The organism is Candidatus Binatia bacterium (genome assembly GCA_029243485.1).
Classification (GTDB): domain Bacteria; phylum Desulfobacterota; class Binatia; order UBA12015; family UBA12015; genus VGTG01.
Genome location: JAQWRY010000063.1, coordinates 13,060 through 27,089 on the forward strand (window position 1 = coordinate 13,060; position 14,030 = coordinate 27,089).

Sequence of the window (14,030 nt, forward strand, 5' to 3'; positions counted from 1 at the left end):
GTTCTTATCTCCGTTCGGCGGCGAGAAGAGCAAGCCCACGCGCCACCGTGGTGAGTTCGCGCCCACCCCGCAGCTTGTCGCGCCCGAAGCGGCTCGCGAAAAGGTCCCTTACGCAGGGGACCCGCGACGACCCACCCGTGAGGAAGACCCGATCGACGTCGCCCCCCTCGATCCCACACCGTTGCGTCAGCCGATCGACGCAGGAGGCCATCCGATCGAGATCCGGGGTCAGCCACTCCTCGAGTTCCTCCCGCCGAACCTCCTGGCGGAGCCGGCGGCGGAGGTGGTCGAACTCGAACGACGTCGAGTCGGCGTCCGAGAGCCCGCACTTCGCCGCTTCGACCGCGCGGTAGAGAAGGTAGCCCAGGTCCTGTTCGACGAGCTCGATCAGGGACTGGATTCGCGTCGGTTCGTCGGCCTCCATCTCGAGTCGCCGCAAAGTCTCCATCGTCTTGGGCACGGCGAGGAAGGAAACATCTTCCCAACGTTCGAGCCGCGAGTAGATCCAGCCGGGCATCGGAAGCTCGCGTCCTTCCAACGAACGTCGGCTCGTACCCAACCCGAGCCGGGGCGCGACCACGTGACGCACGATTCGGCCGTCGAAGGCATCACCAGCGACGGCAACGCCGTCGACACCCAGGATGCTCGCACGGCGATTCTCAGCCGCCCGAAACGAGGGCCCGAGCCGCACGAGGCAGAAGTCACTCGTACCCCCGCCGAAGTCGCCGATGAGAACAAGCTCGTCGTGGTCGAGCGTGCGCTCGTACTCCGAGGCGGCCGCGACCGGTTCGTACTCGAGCTCGATGTCCTCGAAGCCGGCCCGCCTGGCGGCGGCCCGTAAGCGCTCTTCGGCGCGTGCATCGCTCTCGGCGTCTTCCCGCCGCTCCCGGCCGGCCACGAAGTGGACGGGCCGCCCGATCAGAGCGCGCTTTCCATCGACGCCGAATTGATCCACGGCCGCATTGCGCAGAGGCGTCAGGATCTGCGCGACGAGGTCTTCCAACGTGAACTTCCACCCGAAGATCCATGCGTGGGTGAACAGGCGGCTCGCGAGGTGCGACTTGAGCGACTGCAAAAAGCGCCCCTCGCACCCCTCGTCGAGGTACGACTGAATCGCCATCGGGCCCGCCACGGGCTGGATCTTCGTCCGGCGATCCGCCTCCGTGGGAAAATGGAGAACCGACCGGAACGTGGTCGTCGTGCCGCCCGCTTCCGGGAAGCTCGCGAGTTCGCACGTTCCGTCGGGCAGGACCGCGCCCACAGCACTGTTCGTGGTCCCGAAGTCGAGGCCAATCAAGGGTCCTCCCTGTCGATGCGGTGTGGGGCGCCGACGCGTCAGTCGTCGGAGTAGCCGGCAGCCTGCAGGCGGAACATCTTCGCGTAGCGCCCGCCTCGTTCGAGCAAGTCGGCGTGACTGCCGTCCTCGGTGAGGCGTCCATCCTCGAACACCACGATCCGATCCGCCATCCGGACCGTGGAGAAGCGATGTGTGATGAGAATAGCCGTGCGCTCGGCGGCGAGCGAGCGGAAACGACTGAAGATCTCCACCTCGGCTTCGGCGTCGAGCGCCGCGGTCGGCTCGTCCAGGACGAGGATCGGCGAGCGGCGCATGAAGGCGCGCGCGAGCGCGAGTCGCTGCCATTGCCCCACAGAGAGTTCTTCCCCCCCGAACCAGCGACCGAGCCCCTGCCCGTAGCCCTCGGGCAAAGAGCGGATGACATCCTCGATCCCGCCGGCGGCCGCGGCGCGCTCGATCTCCTCGCGATTCTCCATCTCGGGGATCCAGCCCACCCCGATGTTCTCGGCGACCGTGAAATGGAACCGTACGAAGTCCTGGAAGATCACGCCGACACGCGCGCGTAGTGCCGCCGTCGAGAGGGTCGTGATGTCGGCGCCGTCGAGAAGAATCGTGCCCGTGGTGGGTTGGTAGAGGCCCGTGAGGAGCTTCACGAGCGTGGTCTTGCCCGCACCGTTGGGGCCGACGACCGCGATTGTTTCTCCGGGCTCGATCGTGAGCGTTACGCCTCGCAGCGACTCCCGTGCCGAGCCCGGGTACTGGAATGACACGTCTCGGAGCTCGATTCGGGGCGGCGTGCCGATCATCTCCGCCCCCGCCTCGCCGTCGTCGTCCCCCGAGAGCGCCATCAGCTCTCCGGGCAACGGCTCGTGCGGCTCGTCTTCCGGGATCGCCAGGTACTCGAAGAGATTCGTCATGAAGAGATTGTCTTCATAGAGCTTCGCAACGGCGAGCAATCCGTCCTGGAAGGACGTCTGTCCCTCACGGAAAGCAACGAGGTACAGGGTCATCGTCCCGACCGTGAGCGCCCCCGCGACCGCCTGGCTCACGACCCAGGCGTAACAGGCGTAGAGCGTCAAAACGCTGAGAACGCCCAGAATGATCGCCCAGTTCGCTCGACGCCTCGCGAGCGCCTTGTCCTCGCGATGAAAACGCTCGAAAAATGCGCGATAGCGACGCAGAAGAAGCCCCGACAGCGAGAAGAGCTTCACTTCTTTCGCGGTATCCTCACGCGAGAGCAGCACCTCGATGTAGTGGGCGCGCCGGTTGTCGAACATCCGCGAGCGGTTCAGGAGGAATGCCTTTCGACCGAAGCGCGCCTCCGCCAGGAACGGCGGCAACGCGGAGCCGAGCAGGACGAGCACCGCCCAGCCACTGAACCCCGCGAGAATCGTCGCGTACCCGGCAAGCGTGATGCTGTTTCGCACGAGCAACAACAGCTGCCGGACCACGTCGAGCGGGCGCGAACTGGCCTCACGACGCGCCTGGGACAGCTTGTCATTGAAGTCGGCGTCCTCGAAGTGGCCGTAGCTCACGTTTACCGCCTTCTCGAGGATCATCGTGTTGACCTTGAGACCGAGCGAGAGACGAAGCTGTGCCTGCGCGAGCTGGGTGAGCTGCGCGACCGAGGAGCGACTCACGACGAGGACGCATTCCAGCGCGACCCACCACAGCGCGCTCGTTCCGGCACCGGGGACTCCCTGCCCCGCCGCGACGACGTCGTCGATCAACCGTTTGCCGACCCACGCGATCGATACCGGGAGAAGGGCCGCGCCGAAGGTCAGCAAGACGATGCCGGTCGCGAGCTTGCGATCGGCTTCGACGAGAAGACCGAACGCCTTGCGCGCGTTGCGCAGAACGTGGCTGATCTCGCGCAGACGCTTGGGAGGTGCGCCCGCAGGACCGTCGCCGCGCGCCGGATCGTCCGTCACGCCACACCTACCGGAGCAGCGAAGGCCGCCGGCGCCCCGTCACCGGGCTCTTTCGCGAGCACGGCGAGACTGAGAAGTACGAGCGAGATCCAGATGACGTCGGAGAGCAGGAGGTGCACGAGCTGGATCCACACCGGGGCCAACCACCAGACGTTCGCGAGCCCCACTAGAAGCTCAGCGACATACGCACCGACCACACACTTCGCCGCAAGGCGAACGGCCGGCTCGGGCCGCGACGCGACCGACACCCAGGCTGCAGCGAGAACGAGGGCCCCAACGAGAACCGCGAGGGTCGGATGCCAGATCCGCAAGCGAACGAAGAGATGCGCGGTCTCCGAGAACGTCGCCGCCTTGCCCGCTTCGAAACTAGCGGCGGGAAAGAGCGTGTCCCCGAGCGCCGTCACGGCCCCACTCACACCGAGTACGAGCATCCCGACGAGCGCCGCGAGCAGGAGCGCCGTCGACCGACCGCGCCCCTCGAGCGACAACCACGCAGCGCCTGATGCCCACGCCGCACACGCGGTCATCACACCCACGAGAAGAAACGTATTGAGCAGATGGCCCGCGACCCAGAGCCCGCGTGCAGTGCGTGCGTCATCGGCGACGTACTCGAACAAGACGAGCCCAGCGCCGATGAGCGCCTCGGTCACCATGAAGAACAGCGACCATGCCGCCGCCCTTCGCGTCGGGTCGCCGGCGTCGAATCGACTCCGGGCGCCCCACCACATCCCTACGACCATGAACAGGGACAACCCACTCGTGATTCGGTGACCGAACTCGATCACAGTCGCGTACGCCGGCGAGTGCGGAACGATCTCACCGTTGCAGAGGGGCCAGTGACTTCCGCATCCGGCGCCCGAACCGGTGGCGCGCACAAACGCACCCCAGAGGATGACGAACAGCGTGAAGATCAGCGTGGCCCAGGCGAACCGCGCATACCCGGGATACGGCGCGCGCATCCAGTGAGATCACCATGCGGGGCGGCCGATTGCCACTGGCCGCTCGAGGCGCACCTACGGAGCGGGCGACAGCTGCAGGACCTGCGGGCGGAGCCGCTCCTGGGCGACGCAGGCGCTGCCCTCCTCGCTGAAGTGGACACGGTCGCGCCGGAGAGCCAGATCGAACTCCCCGCCGGGCCAGCTAGCGACGAAGCCTCCGAGGTCTAGAACGTGAACCCCGGAGCGGAGGCCTACCTGTTCCCGCACAAGCCCGTTCAGGCGATCGACCCGCACGGACTCGACGATTCGCGATCGAAGCCAGGGTGAGTACCGCCAGGCCGAGGGCGAGCACCCGGCGAGGAGCAGCGACGCGATCAGGAAGCCGGAGAGAGTGAAGCACGTCGAGACGCCGAGGAACCCACCCCGCATCCACGCGAAATCGGAATGGAAGAACAGGACCGCGAGAAGGCAGTGCGCGCGAAGCCCGTCGAGGCCCGGCGGATAGAGAAGTGACGGGCCGGTCCGTTTCGCGGTTTTCGGCGGCGGCGCCAGCGATACCCGTGCGGCTCTCCTAGCTCCGTCCCAGTGCCTTGCGGTCGTGCAGGCGCCCGAGGATCCGCGCGTGGGTCGCGCGAGTGATCGGATAGTCGGACGCGAGCCAGATCGAAAAACCAAGGAGGACCGCGGGCGCGATGGTCGCCAAGAGGAGGATCGCGATCCGTACGACTTCGTTTTGCGTCTCGCCCTGCGCGAAGCCCAACAGGTCGAGGCCGCCGAGAACGACGAGGACCACCAAGGCACCGGCGAGCTTTCGCAAAAACATGAACAAGCCGTTGTAGAGCCCCTCACGACGCTCGCCCGTCTCGAGTTCATCCTCGTCGATCACTTCGCCGAGCATTGCCCACGGCATCAGATCGACGGCGCCGTATCCGATGCCGGCCGCGCACACGAAGCCGTAGAGAACCGCATCGCTCGTATCGGGCATCGCGAGGACGAGAAATCCCTGGACCACCATCCAGACGGCACAGCCCGCGCGGAAGACATCTCCCTTGTCACGGCGGAGCGAGAGCCGGAGCCAAACGGGCAAAACGAAGATCGTCGTGAGGAGGAACGCGCTCATGGCGAGTTCGAACTCCGTACCGCGGCCGAGCCAATACGTGAAGTAGAGAATCAACATCGCGCCGACGAGATCCATCGCGACGCGCCCGGTGAGATAGAAGCCCATCAACTGCACGAACGACCGCCGCCGAAGCGCGATACGGAAGCTCTCGAGGACAGGCGTCGTGGCCGCTCGTGGCGCGAACTCCGGCCGCTCGAACGTAACCCGGTGAATCAGAAACCACGGCAGGACCATGGCCGCGCCATAGACGGCTCCGGCCGCGGCAAAACCCTGCGGCCCGCCTCCCAGCATCGCGGCAACCGGCCGGAGGGCAATCGCGCAGAAGACACCGACGATGGCGCCGATGGCGCGGTACGTATTGAGCGACGTGCGATCGTCGTAGTCGGTCGCCATCTCGGGAATCAGAGCGAGGTAGGGCACCGACACGACCGTGGAGGATACGCTCAAGATGCAATAGACCCCTGCGTAGTAGGCGAACATGCCCCACTGTGACGTGAAGCCCGGGTCAATCCAGAGCAGCGCGAACGAGGCGCCGAATGGGATGGCGCCGATGAGAAAGTACGGCCGTCGCCTACCCCCTGCGAGGTTCGTGTGGTCCGACAGCCTCCCCATCAAGGGGTCGGTCACGGCGTCGATGATGCGGCCGACGAACGGGATCAGGCCGGCCAGAATCGGACGGAGACCGGTCACCTGCGTCAGGAAGTAGGTAGTGTAGACGATCGACAGTGCGGACAACGCCGTGTTGACCGTGAGATCGCCGAGGGCGAACACCGTCCTGGCCGGTGGGCTGAGTCGCAACTCTCCGGTCGAACCCTCCTCCACTCCTTCGGCCCCATCCACGCCACAGTGGCCTTAACACACGGCCCCTTAGGTAGAACAGCCTACTTCGGGTCGGTTCGGGCAGGTATTCGCCGACTCTTCCGCAAATGCCGCGTGAGCGCCTTCGCGACTCGCCGGTGCCCAACCCGGCTCGGGTGTCGATCCCCCTTCAGAACGAACCGCCGCCAGCTCTTTCCCTCGAGCGCGTCGCTGACGAGGAGAACGTCCAGGCCGCGCTCCCGCAGCAAGGTCGCTACCTCGTCGCCGTCGTGATCCCAGAACACGACAGTAAAGCGAGCCCCCCAGCGTTCGCGCACGAGTTCCGCCGAACGCGCAACGATCTCGACGTACCGCTCGCGATCAGCCTGCCGCTCTGCCTCGGTCGCCAGAAGGGACCACTGAAAGAGAGGCCGAAGCGGACCGAGCCGGTTCAGCATCTTCGCCGCCGTCACTGTGGCGCCGGAGCGAAAGGGCCCCACGAAAGAAACCTCCCCGTCCGAGCCAACGACGTACTCGGGACCGCCCAGATCCCACGCCGCCCGCCCCGCCGCCCGCATCACGTGACCGCCGATCCCCTGATAGACCACATACTCGACGCCCTCGGGAACGAGCGCGTCGAGACGATGGGTCTCGAGCGAACGCAGCATTTGGTGGGGGCCGTAGCCATGAAAGCCCGCGTTCAGGATCCGGGTGTCGTCACGCAACCAGGAAGCGAGACTGGCGGGCAACGACTCGTCGTCCTCCACGCCTTCGCCGAACGTGAACGAACCACCGAAGAAGAGCACGGCCGGCCCGGTGTCACCGCTGCCTGGCACCGCGCGCAGTCCGTTCTCGTCGATCGTGTACTCGACATCGTAGAGAACCTCGCCATCGAGTTCCCGCGAGGAGCGAACGCGAACACCTGGCGCCGGAACGGTTCCGAGCTCGGGATCCTCGCGAAAGTACGGCTCGGCGCCTTGCGGCTCTTCGACCTCGTACTCCGGCAGAGGACGCCCCCCGACGATCGTCGTCACGACGCCGACCGTCACGAGACCCAGGACGAGCCCCACGCAGATCATAGCCAGACGCGAACGAAACACGGCCCCGACTTAGCACGGAGAGCTCGGTGTCGCGCCCCGAAGTGGTCTGGTAGACCTCTGGCGAACGCAGCGAACTCGGAGGAATGCTCTTGAAAGATTTGTTCTCGGTCGAAGGAAAAACGGTCCTGGTGACGGGTGGCTCCCGCGGCATCGGCGAAATGATCGCCACGGGATTCGTCGAGAACGGAGCGAAGGTCTACATCGCGTCGCGCAAGCAGGTGGACTGCGACCGCGTCGCAGAGGAACTCGGGAGCCGCGGCACCTGCATTCCGATTGCCGCGGACCTGTCGACGGAAGTCGGAGCCAAGAACCTGGCCGATGCGATCGCCGAACGGGAGCCGGCCCTCCATGTCCTGGTGAACAACGCCGGGGCAAACTGGGGCGCCCCATTCGAGGAGTACCCGGACGCCGCGTGGGACAAGGTTCTCGCCCTGAACGTGAAGTCGGTCTTCCACCTCACGAAGTTCTGCACGCCCCTCCTCGAGAAGGGCGTCCGCGAAGGCGACCCGGCCCGCGTGATCAACACCGGCTCCATCGACGGCATTCAGGCTCCGCTGCTCGAGACCTACGCGTACTCCGCCAGCAAGGCCGCCGTTCATCACATGACCAAGGTCCTCGCGCGAAAGCTCGCCTCCAAGAAGATCACAGTAAACGCCATCGCCCCGGGCCCGTTCCAGAGCAAGATGATGGCCGCCACGCTCGACAACTTCGGTGACGCGATCGTGGAGAGTTGCCCGCTCAAACGAATCGGCGAGCCAGAGGACATGGCGGGTGTGGCGATCTATCTGTCGTCGCGCGCGGGGGCGTATGTGACGGGGGTGGTGATTCCGGTGGATGGGGGAATTCGGATTTAGGGGAGGAACTCCCCACCATCCTGCAAGTCTCAGGCAGCGGTCTTTCTGAATGCAGGATCGGTAGGGACTTTCTCCAATCTGGGCAGTTCTCTAGTCGTCGCGCTTATCGCGTCTCGTCGGGCGAGCCATCGGTGGTTCGTCTTGATTTCCGGCGGGCACGGAAGCTTCTACTGACCTTGGCCGGGCGCCGGAGCGCACATCAGCCCACGTCCCGGAGTCGGGTCGGTCGTCGTGAAGCTCCCCGGGGAGGAGCGGACGCCGCACGCCCGGGGCGCCGCAGCCGTTCTGACTCTGCTCGGCGAACCAACGTTCGTCGAGAACTTCCCCGGGGACGGCCCGCAGGAGCACGTCCGTACTGTCGACTGCAGCGGGAGGAGCCACCGTTCACCAACCACGCCGACCACGTCTATAGTGAACACCACCCACACCAGCGTCACCGACACCACTTCTCGGCTCCGCGCGACACGCCGCCGCGTCGCGGCGCCCCCTACCCCGCCGAGAGTTCGTCGTACGACCGACCCGGGAGGGCCGTCGTTTCCACCGACAATCCCGAGTCTTGCCAACCGGCCACAGCGACCTGGCCGCTCGGGTCGCGAGCGCCGCCGAAGCCGCCCTGCATGTTGATGACGTCGGAGAAGCCGAGGCCCGTGAGGATCTCGGCGGCGCGCTGAGAGCGGCCGCCCGATTGACAGCCGACGATGATTCGCACGCGCTTGTCGAGGCTGCTCGTCGCGACGCGTTCGAAGTCGGCGTTGGGTTCGGGGCGCCCCGTGGCTTCGTCGAGGTGAAGCAGCGGGATGTTGAACGCGCCCGACGGATGGCCCGCCTTGAACTCCGGCTCCGACCGCACGTCGAGGTACACCACCTTGCGATCTTCGCCCAGCGTCGTCGCCGCCTCTGAGGGTGTCGTCTGTCCTACCATCGCCTCACTCCCATGCTCCCCCTACCCGACGAGACTACTCCTCGAGCGGAGTCAGAGCGAGCCCCACGGCCTTCGCCATCGAACGAATCGACGCGATTTTCTGGTCGAACGCCGACCAGCTGTCGCGCTCGGCGATCGCTTCCCAGATCGACTCGATCTCGTCGACGAGAAGTGTTTCTGGCGCTTCACGGGAGAAGTACGCGTCCTGCAACCGCGATGCGTCGGCTGGATCATACCCACCGAGTAGTTTCCGAAAAGCTGCGAAGGGAGGCTCCGTGTAGTGCGCCGCGGCAGGTCCTCGCGCAGCTCGCTCCTCACTTGCCGCACCACCCCACCAGTCGAAGAAGAACTGCTCGTAACCGACGTCGCTCTCTTGGAGGAACGCCCGGCACGCGCTCTGCAGATCCTGGTCGCGCTCGTCACCCTTGGGCAGTAAGCCGAGGCGCGCGAGCAGCTTCCGTCCGTAGTGATGCACGAACCGCGCATTGAACGTGTCGAGCACCTTCTCCAGGGCCGGAACCGACGTCACCACCGTGAGGGTATCCGCGAGACGCGCGACGTTCCACAACACACTCTGCGGCTGGCGCCCATAGGCGTACAAGCCCGAGTGATCGAAGTAGGCCGCCGTAAACCCGAGATCGTAGGTCGGCAGGAACCGAAAGGGGCCGTAGTCGAAGCTCTCTCCGGTGATGTTCATGTTGTCGGTGTTGAGAACACCGTGAACGAAACCCGCGGCCATCCAACTCGCACACAGCTCTGCACTCCGTTCGACGACCAACTGCAGAAACGCCGACGGCGTATCGTCGTGGCTCTCTTCTAGAAGCTCCGGCGCGTAGTTCTGAATGCTGTAGTCGAGAAGCCGTTCGATCTTGTCTTTCTCTTCCAGCGCGAGGAAACGCTGGAACGTCCCGAAGCGAATGTGCGAGTGACCGAGCCGCACCATCACGGACGACCGCGTGGGCGACGGCTCATCGCCGCGCTGCAGGCTCTCGCCGGTCTCGAACAGGCTGAGAGTCTTCGACGTGTAGACGCCGAGGGCCTCCAACATCTCCGTCGCGAGCACTTCGCGCACGCCGCCCTTCAAGGTGAGGCGTCCGTCGCCGTCACGGGACCACGGGGTGCGGCCGCTGCCCTTAGTCGCAAGGTCGAGCAGCCGGCCGTCCGTGTCGAGCACCTGCGCAAACAGGAAGCCCCGACCATCACCGATCCGCGGATTGTAAGAACGGAACTGGTGGCCGTGATAGCGCTGCGCCAGAGGCGCGGGGAGATTGTCCGGGAGCGGCTCGAAGCGAGCGAAGTGCGCCTCCCATTCGTCCGCGGTCAACTCGCCGAGCCCCACGCGCTCCGCCCACCGCTGATTTCCGAAGCGCAGGATCCGCCGCGGAAAGTCCGCCGGCTCGACCGGGTCGGCGAAGCCCTCGCCGAGATCGAGAAACCGCGGTGCCGGCCGATATGTCGCGGAGACCGGCACGGCTAGGAGCTTGACCCAAGAGGGGTCGGCGTCTGGTCGGCGTGAGCCATCTTGGGTCAGGCTCCTAGATCGAGACCGAGCGGCCGATCTTCTCGCTCACCACTTCGGCGACCTTGCCGTACAGGTCGTGACCGTCGCGATCGTCGAGCCAGCTATCGGCACTCTCGTTCCAGTCGTAGTGGAACGCCCGAACACCCGCGGCAAGCCACATCTGGTTGTTTCCCGACTGACGGTTGAGAACGAAGCGCGCCCCGTCGGGGAACTCGAGGGAGACCATCCCGTCGGTGGTTGAGTAATCAACCTCATCGGGATCAAAGTCCTCGAGCCAAGCCTCCACTCGCGAGAGACAGGTGTCGGCGCGGTGCAGGTATTCCTGGCTTGTCATGAATCCGAGCCTAGCAGAGGCACCTCCACCTCGCTGCCCGTGTCCGGCAGGTCTCGATCCGCTGCCGCCGGCGCCTCGTCGATCTGCCCCGAGAATTCGACCTCCCGCGTGACCGCCAACGTCAGGCCCGCCGCACCGTCATCGGTCAGGTCGCAACACTCGTCCGTGTAGACCGGCTCTTCCACTTCGCCGAGCGCATCACCGAGGAAGTGAGAGGAGACTCCGTCGCGCGACAGTCGCTCCGCCAAATCCCTCAGCCGTCGGTATAAGGGCGTCACGTCCGCGCCGATCGCATCGGCCTCGTGCTCGGGATCGTCGTACGGGTTCGGTTGTATGAAATGGAGAACCGGTTTGTTCCGCCCGAGACCGATCAGGTCCATCAGCCGGATCCGATCCTCCCACGCATCGAAGTATCGCTCCGAACGCTCCGCCAGACTTCCGGCTTCCGGCCCCCGCACGCTCCGTCCGGCAAGCGGTGCGTAGATCTCGGCGGAGGGATAGTCGGCGGGCCATCCCTTGCGTCCCGCGTCGGAGAACTCCAGGACTTCCCCCAGCCCATCGACGACGAGCGCCATGTCGATCGTGGGGAGATAGGAAGCGAAGGCATGGAACGTCTGCGGTTGCCGCCAGCCTTCCACCGCAAAGGGAAGGACCGTGACCCGCGTGTAGCCCTTCGACTTCAGACCGGGCAGAAGGGCTTCCTCGATCGCCTTTGCCTGCTTTGCGACCTGCAAAGCCGCCGATCCACCGAAGACCCCCACGACGAACTCCTCGTCCCCACGAGAGTACGGATACTCCCGACCGCCGGCTTCGAAGCCGTGACCATTCACTCCCTCCCGACCTGGGGCGTACGTGTAACCCAGGTACGGATGGAGCTCGAACCGCGCATCCGAACCGCGCTGCGGCCCTTCAGCGGCCACCCGCGTCGGCCCGGCGAGCTCTCGCCGACCGTCCGACTCGCACGCAAGCGTGGATGCAAGGAGGGTGAACAAGAGCATCCGCAAGACCGTGGCCGCAGGTGACTTCATTCCACGAGGATGCCCGGCCTCACGCCAAGATCAAGGTGGTCGCTCTTAACAGCCCCCGCCTCCGTGGCAGCCGAGCCTTCGAGCGCATCTGCGCGAAGAGCCCTCCCGCAATGCATATAGTAGACGACTCGGTCTCGGCTCGCGCCGCCGAACTCCACAACCAGTCCCACGCGGCCAAGCCGTTCCCGCACACCGTCACCGACGGGTTTCTACGCCCCGAGCTCTGCGCACGGCTCGTCGCCGACTTCCCGTCCTACGACGAAGAGAAGTTCCGCAACGAGTGGGGCGAGCTCGGCAAAGCGGGGCCCGAGAACCTCCCGGCGATGGGCCCGGCCATGAATCGCTGCGCCGTCTTCGAGACGAGCGATCACTCGTGGCACGACATCACGATCTACACCGACCGCCCGCTTCCCGATCACATCCGGGCGGGACGCAAACTCGAGTACCTGTGCGGGCGGGCGATCGACTACGCGCACAAGGCGTTGGAGGAGGAGACGGAGCACGAGCCCGAAGGCTGGCTCGAGCGCACGCTCCGGAAGGCAGCGCGGCAGCTGGCAAGCTTGCGCGGCGCCTCCCGCTAGACGCCCAACGCTTCTACGGCAGCCCCTCGATCCGGTAGACCGACCCGAACGAATCTAGGACGTAGAGGTCGCCCCGCGCATCCTCGCCGAACGACGTCACGTTCTTCAACCGGTCGCCGCGCGGATCCAACATCGTTGTCAAATCCATAGCGTCGACGGCCTCTCCATCTACCCACCGAAACGATGAAACGTGACCCGTGCAGTAGTCGGCATAAAGGTAGCGACCGACGAGGGCCGGTGCGGACGGACCGCGGTAGACGTAGCCCCCGGTGACCGAGCAACCGTCTTCACGCCCATAAGCGACGACCGGCGCGACGAAGCCATCGATGCCGCATTCGAGACGCGGTTTGTCCGAGACCCACGGTGGGCGGAAGCACACCGAACCCTCGACCAGGTTCCATCCGAAGTTGAGCCCAGATGCGCCTGCCGGCGCGACGTCGACTTCCTCGAACTCGGCCTCTCCAACGTCGCCGATGAACATGTCGCCGGTTTCGCGGTCGAAGCTGAACCGCCACGGATTGCGCAGGCCCCAATGCCATACGTGAGGGTTTTCCACGCCCGGGTTGCCGGCGAGCGGCTCCGGAAAGGTCAGAGGATCGAACCGCAAGATCTTGCCGCGGAACTCCGCGAGGTTCTGCGCATTCCCCTCGGGATCCCCGCCCTGCGCACTGTCGCCAAGAGAGAGGTACAGCGCATCGTCGGGGCCGAACACGAGCATCCCGCCGTGGTGGCTGACGGACGACTGCGGCACCTCGAGAATCTTGCGCTCCGAATCCGGGTCGCCGCGAGCCGGGTTGGTGAGATCGACCGAAAACTCGGATGTGACCGAGAACAGCGAGGACGTCACCTCGGAAGTATAGTTGACGTAGAAGAGCCCGTTGTCGGCAAACTCCGGATGGAACGCCAGCCCCAGAAGCCCGAGCTCGCCGCCCGACCGTACCCGGTCGGTGAGATCCAGAAACGTCACGGCACCGCCGTTGCCGGTCAGGAGCTTGATACGGCCCGGCCGCTCGACGACGAACAGTCGGTCGGGATCCTCTGGCAACGAGGTGAGGAAGAGAGGCATCGAAAGGTCCCCTGCGACCCGGGCAAGCCGGAGGTCGTCCAGCGAGGCCTCTCGCGGCGGCGTGATCGTCGGCGGACCAGGCGGATCGCCGCCGCCGCCGGACGACTCTCCACCACCGCCACCGCACGCCATCGCGGTCGTCACCAGCAGAGTCAGCACCGCGCGCAGCACGGCCGCCCCCTGCCAAGATGCACAGAGCTCCGCTCGTCTACCCCTTGACCACGCACTCATCTCGACATCTTCGCTTCCCACGTGGCGACGTCAACCTCCGCATCGTCCAACCCATGGCCGTCTTCTTGGCCACATGCCGCTTTGCCCAGCACCTGCGATGCTCTCCGTCCTTCGCACGACGATCTTCCTGGTCCTCGTCGCCACGATCGCGCTCGCAATCGCGCGCGCGGCCGATGTCTCCACCAAGGTCATCGTCGTGGACGCTTCGCGCACGGACAGTCGCGTCCGGCCCGTGGCGGCGGATACCTCTTCTTGCGCGTCTCTCATCCCGACCGCCTGTCTGTAGGAGCATTCGCCTCAGTCCTCAA

At 65.7% G+C, this 14,030-nt stretch carries 14 protein-coding genes; 3 read left to right on the top strand and 11 right to left on the bottom strand.

The window, feature by feature from the left end; translation table 11 throughout:
- Nucleotides 1-4 precede the first annotated feature (4 nt).
- From P8R42_18085 to P8R42_18110, 6 genes are all read right to left on the bottom strand, one after another.
- Nucleotides 5-1,297, bottom strand: a complete 1,293-nt coding sequence (locus tag P8R42_18085) for an Hsp70 family protein (GenBank protein ID MDG2306517.1) — start codon at nt 1,295-1,297, stop codon at nt 5-7.
- A 38-nt stretch (nt 1,298-1,335) separates the two neighbouring features.
- Nucleotides 1,336-3,228, bottom strand: a complete 1,893-nt coding sequence (locus tag P8R42_18090; GenBank protein ID MDG2306518.1) for an ABC transporter ATP-binding protein — start codon at nt 3,226-3,228, stop codon at nt 1,336-1,338.
- Nucleotides 3,225-4,187, bottom strand: coding sequence for a COX15/CtaA family protein (locus P8R42_18095; protein ID MDG2306519.1), 963 nt, complete (start codon nt 4,185-4,187; stop codon nt 3,225-3,227). Before P8R42_18095 ends, P8R42_18090 begins: the two co-directional genes overlap by 4 nt.
- A gap of 54 nt (nt 4,188-4,241) precedes the next feature.
- Nucleotides 4,242-4,595, bottom strand: coding sequence for an SGNH/GDSL hydrolase family protein (locus tag P8R42_18100; protein ID MDG2306520.1), 354 nt, complete (start codon nt 4,593-4,595; stop codon nt 4,242-4,244).
- A 142-nt stretch (nt 4,596-4,737) separates the two neighbouring features.
- Nucleotides 4,738-6,126, bottom strand: coding sequence for an MFS transporter (locus tag P8R42_18105; GenBank protein ID MDG2306521.1), 1,389 nt, complete (start codon nt 6,124-6,126; stop codon nt 4,738-4,740).
- A gap of 41 nt (nt 6,127-6,167) precedes the next feature.
- A complete protein-coding gene (locus tag P8R42_18110) occupies nt 6,168-7,184 on the bottom strand; it encodes a hypothetical protein (protein ID MDG2306522.1) in 1,017 nt (338 codons plus the stop codon).
- Between the two features lie 89 nt (nt 7,185-7,273).
- Between P8R42_18110 and P8R42_18115 the strand changes: the two genes are divergently transcribed.
- Nucleotides 7,274-8,038, top strand: coding sequence for an SDR family oxidoreductase (locus tag P8R42_18115; GenBank protein ID MDG2306523.1), 765 nt, complete (start codon nt 7,274-7,276; stop codon nt 8,036-8,038).
- A 487-nt stretch (nt 8,039-8,525) separates the two neighbouring features.
- Here the strand turns inward: P8R42_18115 and P8R42_18120 are convergent, their stop codons facing one another.
- The 4 genes from P8R42_18120 to P8R42_18135 all read right to left on the bottom strand — a co-directional run bounded on the left by P8R42_18120 (nt 8,526) and on the right by P8R42_18135 (nt 11,844).
- A complete protein-coding gene (locus P8R42_18120; GenBank protein ID MDG2306524.1) occupies nt 8,526-8,960 on the bottom strand; it encodes a rhodanese-like domain-containing protein in 435 nt (144 codons plus the stop codon).
- Nucleotides 8,961-8,994: 34 nt separating this feature from the next.
- On the bottom strand, nt 8,995-10,431 hold the full coding sequence (locus tag P8R42_18125; GenBank protein ID MDG2306525.1) for a YdiU family protein: 1,437 nt from the start codon (nt 10,429-10,431) through the stop codon (nt 8,995-8,997).
- 64 nt (nt 10,432-10,495) lie between these two features.
- The gene (cyaY, locus tag P8R42_18130) at nt 10,496-10,816 is read right to left on the bottom strand and encodes an iron donor protein CyaY (GenBank protein MDG2306526.1); all 321 of its coding nucleotides are present in this window, start codon (nt 10,814-10,816) and stop codon (nt 10,496-10,498) included.
- On the bottom strand, nt 10,813-11,844 hold the full coding sequence (locus tag P8R42_18135) for a hypothetical protein (GenBank protein ID MDG2306527.1): 1,032 nt from the start codon (nt 11,842-11,844) through the stop codon (nt 10,813-10,815). Before P8R42_18135 ends, cyaY begins: the two co-directional genes overlap by 4 nt.
- Here P8R42_18135 and P8R42_18140 point away from each other — a divergent pair.
- Complete coding sequence (locus P8R42_18140) at nt 11,835-12,425, top strand: hypothetical protein (GenBank protein ID MDG2306528.1); 591 nt, start codon at nt 11,835-11,837, stop codon at nt 12,423-12,425. The genes P8R42_18135 and P8R42_18140 overlap by 10 nt on opposite strands.
- A gap of 13 nt (nt 12,426-12,438) precedes the next feature.
- Here P8R42_18140 and P8R42_18145 read toward each other — a convergent pair whose 3' ends face one another.
- A complete protein-coding gene (locus tag P8R42_18145) occupies nt 12,439-13,662 on the bottom strand; it encodes a PQQ-dependent sugar dehydrogenase (protein ID MDG2306529.1) in 1,224 nt (407 codons plus the stop codon).
- 157 nt (nt 13,663-13,819) lie between these two features.
- Here P8R42_18145 and P8R42_18150 point away from each other — a divergent pair, with 157 nt between their 5' ends.
- Nucleotides 13,820-14,008, top strand: a complete 189-nt coding sequence (locus P8R42_18150) for a hypothetical protein (protein MDG2306530.1) — start codon at nt 13,820-13,822, stop codon at nt 14,006-14,008.
- Nucleotides 14,009-14,030: the final 22 nt, after the last annotated feature.

Coding starts and splice junctions, on each gene's coding strand:
- P8R42_18095 (MDG2306519.1), bottom strand. CDS start 4,187: ATGCGCGCGCCGTATCCCGGGTATGCGCGGTTCGCCTGGGCCACGCTG.
- P8R42_18100 (MDG2306520.1), bottom strand. CDS start 4,595: ATGCGGGGTGGGTTCCTCGGCGTCTCGACGTGCTTCACTCTCTCCGGC.
- P8R42_18120 (MDG2306524.1), bottom strand. CDS start 8,960: ATGGTAGGACAGACGACACCCTCAGAGGCGGCGACGACGCTGGGCGAA.
- cyaY (MDG2306526.1), bottom strand. CDS start 10,816: ATGACAAGCCAGGAATACCTGCACCGCGCCGACACCTGTCTCTCGCGA.
- P8R42_18135 (MDG2306527.1), bottom strand. CDS start 11,844: ATGAAGTCACCTGCGGCCACGGTCTTGCGGATGCTCTTGTTCACCCTC.
- P8R42_18150 (MDG2306530.1), top strand. CDS start 13,820: ATGCTCTCCGTCCTTCGCACGACGATCTTCCTGGTCCTCGTCGCCACG.